The following is a 7422-nucleotide window of genomic DNA, read 5'->3' as shown; positions in this document are numbered from 1 at the left end:
AAGCCAGGAGACCTGCCGTCGATCACGATCCAATCAGCCGGGCGGGGATGCCCGGAAGGGACAGAGAATGATTGACCTGAGCCTTCGACACGACCCGACCTCTATCGGCCTTGATTGGGATCTTCGCAACCGGCGGCGGCCTTTGTCTGCGCAATCGCGCTGACCCGCCCAGTTTCCTTGTCCTGTCGAGATCTTTCATGCGCCATTTTTTGACGACCGTTACATTTGCACTTGGGCTGACCGGGTTTGCCGCGACAAGCTTCGCCGCAACACAGTATCCCCTTATCATCAACAATTGCGGCCAGAAGGTTGCCTTCCAGAAAGCGCCTGCAAAGATCGTTTCGATCGGGCAGGGCATGACCGAAATCCTCTTCTCACTCGGTCTTGCCGACAAGATCGCCGGGACGGCCGTGTGGGTCGGCCCGGTCCTGCCGCAATATGCTGAAGCCAACAGCAAGATCCCGCGGCTTGCCGACAACGATCCGAGCTTCGAATCGGTTGTCGGCAAGGAACCGGATCTCGTCGCCGCCGAATTCGAATGGCATGTCGGCGCACAGGGCTCGGTCGGCAACCGCCAGCAGTTTTCCGAACTCGGCATCAATACCTACGTCGCTCCGACCGATTGCGTCGCCAAGGTCAATACCGATGGGGGCGACGGCGTCCGCAAGGAGCTTTTCACGATGGACCTGGTCTATCAGGAAATAGACGAGCTTGCGCAGATCTTTGACGTCAGGGATCGTGGCGATGCATTGATTGCGGACCTGAAGAAGCGCGAGGCGCAGGCGGTCGCCTCGATTGCAGGTGCAAGGGCCAAGGATCTTCCGATCGTGTTCTGGTACTCCAGCAAGGAGGTCAGCGGCGATGCCTTCATCGCCGGCAAGAACAGCGCACCGGCCTATATTCTGAAGACGCTCGGCGCCAGGAATGTCGTCACGACCGAAGACGAATGGCCGCTGGTCGGATGGGAGACGATCGCCCAGGCCAATCCCGCCGTGATCGTCATCGCCAGCATGGATCGCCGCCGCTATGCGGCCGACGATCCGAAGGTCAAGCTCGATTTCCTTGAGAAAGATCCGGTCACGAGCCGGCTCGATGCCGTCAGGGACAAGCATTTCGTCATGATGGATGCGCAGTCGATGAACCCGACGATCCGCACCATCGACGGCATCGAAATACTGGCCAAGGGCATCAAGTCCTTCGGCCTGGCGCGATAAGATATGAGCCTCGCTGCAGAACGCCGGACGTGGAGGGCGCTTTTGGCGCTCGCCTTGGCTGCTGTCGTCATTCTGGCCTTCATGATCAGCCTTGCGGTGTCGATCGGCGAGATTTCGATCCCGCTGTCGACGACCGTGAAGGCTGTCTCGAACCGGCTGTTCGGGACGAGTTTCGAACTCAGTCTGATCCATCAAGGCATCGTTTGGGACTATCGGCTGAGCCGGGCGCTCGTCGCCGCGAGCACCGGCGCCTCGCTCGCCTTGAGTGGCGTGGTTTTGCAGGCATTGCTGCGCAATCCGCTTGCCGAACCCTATGTGCTGGGCATTTCGGCAGGCGCTTCGACCGGAGCGGTCTGCATCATGATCCTCGGGCTCGGCGACGGAGTCCTGGGCCTTTCCGGCGGCGCCTTTCTCGGCGCGGTCGCAGCCTTTCTGTTCGTCGGCCTGCTTGCCGCCGGCGTCGGCGGCACGAGCGAGCGCATCATTCTATGCGGCGTCGCCGGTTCGCAGCTCTTCAATGCGCTCACCTCCTATATCGTCACCACCTCGGCCAATGCCGAGCAGGCAAGAGGGGTCATGTTCTGGCTGCTCGGCTCCCTGAGCGGCGTGCGCTGGTCGGATGTCTATCTTTCCGGGCCGGTCGCCATCATCGGCTTTATCGTCTGCATGGCGCATGTCCGCGTGCTCGACGCCTTCATCTTCGGCACGGATGCGGCAGCCTCGCTCGGCATCGCCGTCAGACGCGCGCAGATCGTCCTGCTCGGCATGACGGCTTTCATGACCGCAGCCGTCGTCAGTATCGTCGGCTCGATCGGCTTTGTCGGGCTTGTCATCCCGCATGCCGCCCGTTTCGTGGTAGGCCCCAGCCACGATCGGCTGCTGCCGGCTGCTGCCTTGGCCGGCGCCATCTTCATGGTCGCTGCCGATATCATCTCGCGGGTCATCATTCCCCAGCAGATCCTGCCGATCGGCGTCGTCACCGCCCTGTTCGGGGCACCGGCCTTCGCCATCATTCTTTATCGCGCCCGGAGGACTGCATGAGCATCGCGGTCGACGCAGTGACGTTTGCTGCTGGCGATAGTCTGATCGTCAACGGCGTCAGCCTGGCGGTGGAAAAGGGCAAGGTTCTCGGCCTTCTCGGACCGAACGGTTCGGGCAAATCCAGCCTGCTGCGGTTGATCTGCCGCTTGCGGAAGGTGAAAAGCGGAGTGATCCGGCTCGGCGGCAGCGACATAGCCTCGATCTCGCGCGGTGACATTGCCCGCCGCATCGCGCTCGTCGAACAGCAGGCGACGACCGACACCCAGGTCACAGTAATGGACGTCGTGCGTCTCGGCCGCACGCCGCATCGCGGTGCCCTGTCGGCCTGGAGCGTGCACGACGATAAGGCGGTTTCGGAGGCACTTGCCCGCGTCGGCATGCATGGCCGCGCGGGGCAGCTATGGCAGACCTTATCGGGCGGAGAGCGGCAGCGGGTTCACATCGCAAGGGCGCTTGCCCAGACCCCGAGCGAGCTGCTGCTCGACGAGCCGACAAATCACCTCGATATCCAGCATCAGCTCGACATTCTCGGTCTTGTCTCCAGGCTCGACGTCACCTCGATCGTCGCATTGCACGATCTCAACCTGGCGGCCATGTTCTGCGACAGCCTTGCGGTGCTACAAAATGGCGAGGTCGTTGCGGCCGGGCCGCCGGAAGAGGTGCTGACGCAGGAGCTGATCAGACAGGTTTTCGCCGTGCGCGCGCATGTCCAGAAGTCTTCGGTGCACGGCCGCTGCAACATTCAATACATGACGGATTGAAATGCAATTCAGCCTTCGAAGCCGAACCGTTCGACATCGAAGTCATCACCATCGTACGCGTCTCCGGCCTGGGCCTCCGCCATGTCGTCATGCATCGGAATGGGTACGCTGACGAGGCTCGGAACCGTCATGCCGACCGTCATGCCCGGCGGCCGCAGAGCCCAGGCGACGATGGCATGGGTCGGCATGGCTGCGACACCCCTTGAGATTTCCTGCGCAGCGGAGGACGGGAGATCCGCCATCGGCTGCATCTTCGCCATGGCGCTGTCACCCGCATTTTTCGCGTGTTCTGCGACGACCAGTCTGCCGGCATCGTTGCATCCGACCACCAGGCTTGCCAGCACGGCAGAAGCGGGCCTTTCTGGAACGGCCGTCGGGATGACGGCGATGCTGCTGGTCGGCCGCCACGCCGGCAATGGAATGGCATAGGCTGCAAGGTCGGGGAAGGGCTGGGCCATATTTTCCTCGGCCACTTGTTTGCCGAGCTGAAGCTCCAGCCCGTTCAAGGTGCGGCTTCTCGGTGCCGGCAGCATGCTGGTAAGCAGAGTGCTGTCCGGCGTATCATCGCGAAGAGAGCTGGCCGATCCGGCATCATCATCGTCGTCCGCGACGGCTGCGATCTTGCTTGCCGCAAGAGACGGACGCTTCTTCGATTGCGCAACCGCCATTTCGTAGCCCGGCAGCGGTCTGCCGTCGGCCGGCATATGAAGCGTCTGCCCATTCGGGAAAAGCCGCGCAAGTTCCTGGCGCGACATCCTCGGCCATGCGCGGACCCTGCCGACATCCAGATGCACGAAGGGCGAGCCGGAAGTGGGATAGAAGCCGACGCCGCCGATCTGCATCTGCATGGCGATTGCGCGCAGGCTCGCAAGTTTCACGCCCGGAATATAGAAATCCATCGCCTTGCCGAGCGTGTGCTGGCTGTGCTTGGCGACGCCGGAGCTGCGCGAGCGGTTGCGCAGCATGCCGTTGGTCGAGGGAGAGCGATAGGCCGAGACGACATGAATGGTCTCGCGTGCGCCGCTGCGGCGATAGACTTCCCAGACGAGGTCGAGCAGTTCCGGATCGATCCTGGTCGGTTCGTTCTTTCTCCAGTCGCGTAGGAAACGATTGATCTGGGCGAGACCTCGCGGGTCATATTTGCCGCCGCGCTTGAAGACGATGGTCGCTCTTTCGCCGGTATGCGTGAAAAAGAGCTTGAGCGCCCGATCCTCGGCTGCGGCGGAGCCGGCAAAGGCGCCGAGGACCAGGATTGCGATCAATGCCACGCGGCAAGCGACGAAGGAGGAGATCATGGCGAAGCTTGCCGCCGGGATGGAGAAGATCGCTTGATGCATGAATACGACTTTCGCCCTTGCTAACGGGGAGGGAGATCAGAGGTGCCGCGCTTGCGGCATCGCTATACCTCGGATTATGGTCAACAAAATCCTAACGGACGGTTTATGGCGCGGGCTGTGCGATAGGGGCCGGTCCGGTGAAGGGTAGGCGCGACGATTTCGTGGCGGCTCCGAACCTGCGGTGAGGCTCTTGATCGTCCTTGCAATCTTAGCGAGGGCTCGGGTAGCCTATGGCACGATAAGAGCCCTTCAGGAAAAATAAAGATTTAACCGGCCTTGCAAACGTTTTCTCGCGGGTTGCAAACTGCCTGCCGAGACAGCATCATCCCGCGCCATGAGTGGACAGAATCGATTTGCTCCTCCGTATAACGGACGGCAAACCATCAAGCGTAGTGAACTGTTGCGGCAGCTCCGGCGTGCCGGGCTGCGCCGCTTGACGACCATCGTCGCACCGGCCGGCTATGGCAAGACCTCGGTTGCCGTCCAATGGTACGAGTTGCTGAAGGAGGACGGAATCAAGCTGTGCTGGGTGTCGCTCGACGCCGAGCATACGAACCAGGAAGCGTTCCTGCTCGTCTTGATCGATGCCCTGCAGACGCTTCTGGACGAGGACGGCGCCGATGCCGGCAATCTGCCGGCGGCAGCGCTGCTTTCCGTGCTTGGGACGCGCCTGCGCAAAATCGAGGGGCCGCTCGTCATCTTCCTCGACGACTATCATTTTGCCCAGACGGATGCGACCGAGGCGCTGATGGCGAAGATCCTCGCCGATCCATCGCTGGAGCATGTCAAGCTGATCCTGGTCAGCCGCAGTCCGCCGCGGTTTCCGCTTTCGGCATTGCGTCTTCGTGGAGAGTTCAAGCAGTTTGGCGTTGCCGAGCTCGGCTTTTCCGATGCCGAGGCGGGACAATTGTTTGCCGGCAAGGGCGCCCATCTGACCGATGAGCAGGTCGGCTCCTTCAATCGCCGTACGGAGGGCTGGGCCGTCGCGCTGCAGATGGTGAGCTTGCTGATATCGGAGTCGGAAGAAAGCGATGCCATTCTGGCTTCCTTCGATGGCGGCGACGTCGATATGGGCTCCTATCTCTCCGAGCAGGTGTTTGAACATCTGCCCGAAGACATTCGCCGGTTTCTGATCGATACCGCTGCGCTGCCGGCCTTCAATCATTCGCTGCTCGAGGTCGTTCTGGAAAGCGGGGAGCGTGCGGATTTATGTCAGCGGCTGGGCGAATATGCGCTTCCGGTCACCTTGCTTGCCGGACCCGGCAACTGGATGCGGTTCCATCCGGTTTTCAACGAATTCCTCAAGAAGACCGCGGGCCTCAGAGGTGTCGATCCCAAGCAGGCATTAAACCGTGCAGCACTCTGGTTCGAGGCTCGTGGCGATATAGATCGCGCGGTCCATCATGCCCTTTCGGCGGATGATGCCGATCTTGCGGCGCGCATCGTGGAGACCGCAGGAGGGTGGCGGCGCGTCTATGCCACCACACGCGGCGGCGCGACGCTTTTTCAGGCCTTGAGCGGGCGAGCCTCGGAGATCGACCTTAGCCGCTTCCCGCTTGCGACGCTCGGGCTCTCGATCTTCAATGCCAAGGCGGCGCAGCTTGCCGCGGCCAACCACTATCTCGCTATTGCCGAGCGTTCGGCGGCTACCGACCCGATCTTGGCAAAGGATCTGCGTGTCGTGCGTATTCTTTTGGCGCTATACACGGATCATTGGGCAAGTGCGGCCGATCTTTCCGCGCTCGAAGACGACCTGCGGCAGCCGGACGGGATGGAGCTCATTCACCGCGCGCTGGCGCTCAATATGCTTTCCTACAATTTCCTGATCCGCAGCGAACTCGACCGGGCGCTGCACTACGGTCATCTGGCTCTTCGCGCCTTTCGCGACGGGGGCGCCGATTTCGGCGCCATGCATCTCTACACCCACATCGGCCAGGCGTTCTTTCTCTCCGGCGATTGCGCAAGCGCTTTGGCGGCTTATGAGGAGCTGATCTGCGAAGCACAGACCAATATCGGCCCTGGCAGCGATCTTGATGCCGTCGGACAGGTGTTGAAGGCCGAGGTTCTGTCGATGCGCGGTGAGGCGGAGGCCGCAGCGGAGATACTCGGATGGGCATTGCCGCATCTCGAGCTTCACGACACCTGGTTCGATCTTCTTGCCGCCGGCTTCATGGCCGAACAGCGCGTCTTGCGGATGCGCGGCGACCTGCTTGCCGCCCACGCCGCCATGGATCGCATTCGCGCGGTGGCGCGGCGGCGCGGCTTCGATCGGCTGGCGCGTCTGATCGATGGCGAGCGCGCCATGCTGCTCATGGCATCGGGCGATCTCGATCAGGCCGTCCGTCATGCCGAGGCCAATGGTTTTGGTGCCTCCGCGATCCGTTCCGACCGCGCCAACCAGCTCTCCATTCATTTGCGCGGCACGACCCCGGCGATCTTCTGGACGCGTGCCTATCTGGCGCTCGGCGAGGGGTCGAAGGCGCGGGAGGTCTTCGATCAATTCAGAACGCGTCAGGCCGAGCGTCCGCACGTTCCGCGTACGATCGAGCTTGCGCTCATCGAGATGGGGATTTTGGTCGCCGAGGGCCGGACGGATCTTGCCGCCGCCCGTCTTTCCGATCTCGTGCTGACGATGCCTCTCGATGACTACCGTGCGTCGCTCCCTCTCGATCATGCGGCAGGGCTTGCGGAACTTCGCGCGCTCGCCAATCATCCAAGCGTGGCGAACATCATCCGCAAACGTCTTCAATTGCTGTTTGCGAGTACCGAAACGACACCGGAGGCTGCTGCGGACGCTGGCGGATCCACCTTTACCGGCCGGGAACGCATGGTACTGGAGTTGCTGAGTTCGGGGCTGTCCAACAAGGAAATCGGCCGGATGCTGGCGCTTTCCGACAACACGATCAAATTCCATCTGCGCAATATCTTTGCCAAGCTCAATGTCTCGACACGGACGGCGGCTGTAATGGCAGCGCGTCAAAAGGGCATTTTTAATCGCTAGCCTACCCGAACGGGTGGGTTTTGCCATTCCCACCCACCCATCGCAGAGGCTTTCGGCGAGAGAAAAAA

At 61.8% G+C, this 7422-nt stretch carries 5 protein-coding genes; 4 read left to right on the top strand and 1 reads right to left on the bottom strand.

The genetic code is table 11. The features are described from left to right. Positions 1-197: 197 nt before the first annotated feature. Genes Q4Q11_RS09950 through Q4Q11_RS09940 form a run of 3 tightly spaced genes read left to right on the top strand, consistent with a single transcriptional unit; the run spans position 198 to position 3016 of the window. Entirely contained in the window at positions 198-1214 is a 1017-nt protein-coding gene (locus tag Q4Q11_RS09950) for an ABC transporter substrate-binding protein (RefSeq protein ID WP_498569396.1), read from the top strand. Positions 1215-1217: 3 nt separating this feature from the next. Further along, entirely contained in the window at positions 1218-2255 is a 1038-nt protein-coding gene (locus tag Q4Q11_RS09945; protein ID WP_498569395.1) for a FecCD family ABC transporter permease, read from the top strand. Beyond that, positions 2252-3016: an ABC transporter ATP-binding protein gene (locus Q4Q11_RS09940; RefSeq protein ID WP_498569394.1), complete on the top strand. Its 765-nt coding sequence runs from the start codon at positions 2252-2254 to the stop codon at positions 3014-3016. The genes Q4Q11_RS09945 and Q4Q11_RS09940 overlap by 4 nt, the downstream gene beginning before the upstream one ends. A gap of 8 nt (positions 3017-3024) precedes the next feature. Here the strand turns inward: Q4Q11_RS09940 and Q4Q11_RS09935 are convergent, their stop codons facing one another. After that, entirely contained in the window at positions 3025-4353 is a 1329-nt protein-coding gene (locus Q4Q11_RS09935) for a peptidoglycan L,D-endopeptidase MepK (protein ID WP_498569393.1), read from the bottom strand. A 433-nt stretch (positions 4354-4786) separates the two neighbouring features. On the opposite strand from Q4Q11_RS09935, the gene Q4Q11_RS09930 reads away from it, so the two are divergent. After that, a complete protein-coding gene (locus tag Q4Q11_RS09930) occupies positions 4787-7354 on the top strand; it encodes a LuxR C-terminal-related transcriptional regulator (protein WP_498569392.1) in 2568 nt (855 codons plus the stop codon). Positions 7355-7422: the final 68 nt, after the last annotated feature.

The organism is Rhizobium sp. UFLA01-1127, assembly GCF_059803845.1.
The sequence above is the reverse complement of the archived record's forward strand: the minus strand, read 5'-3'. Positions and strand labels throughout refer to the sequence as shown.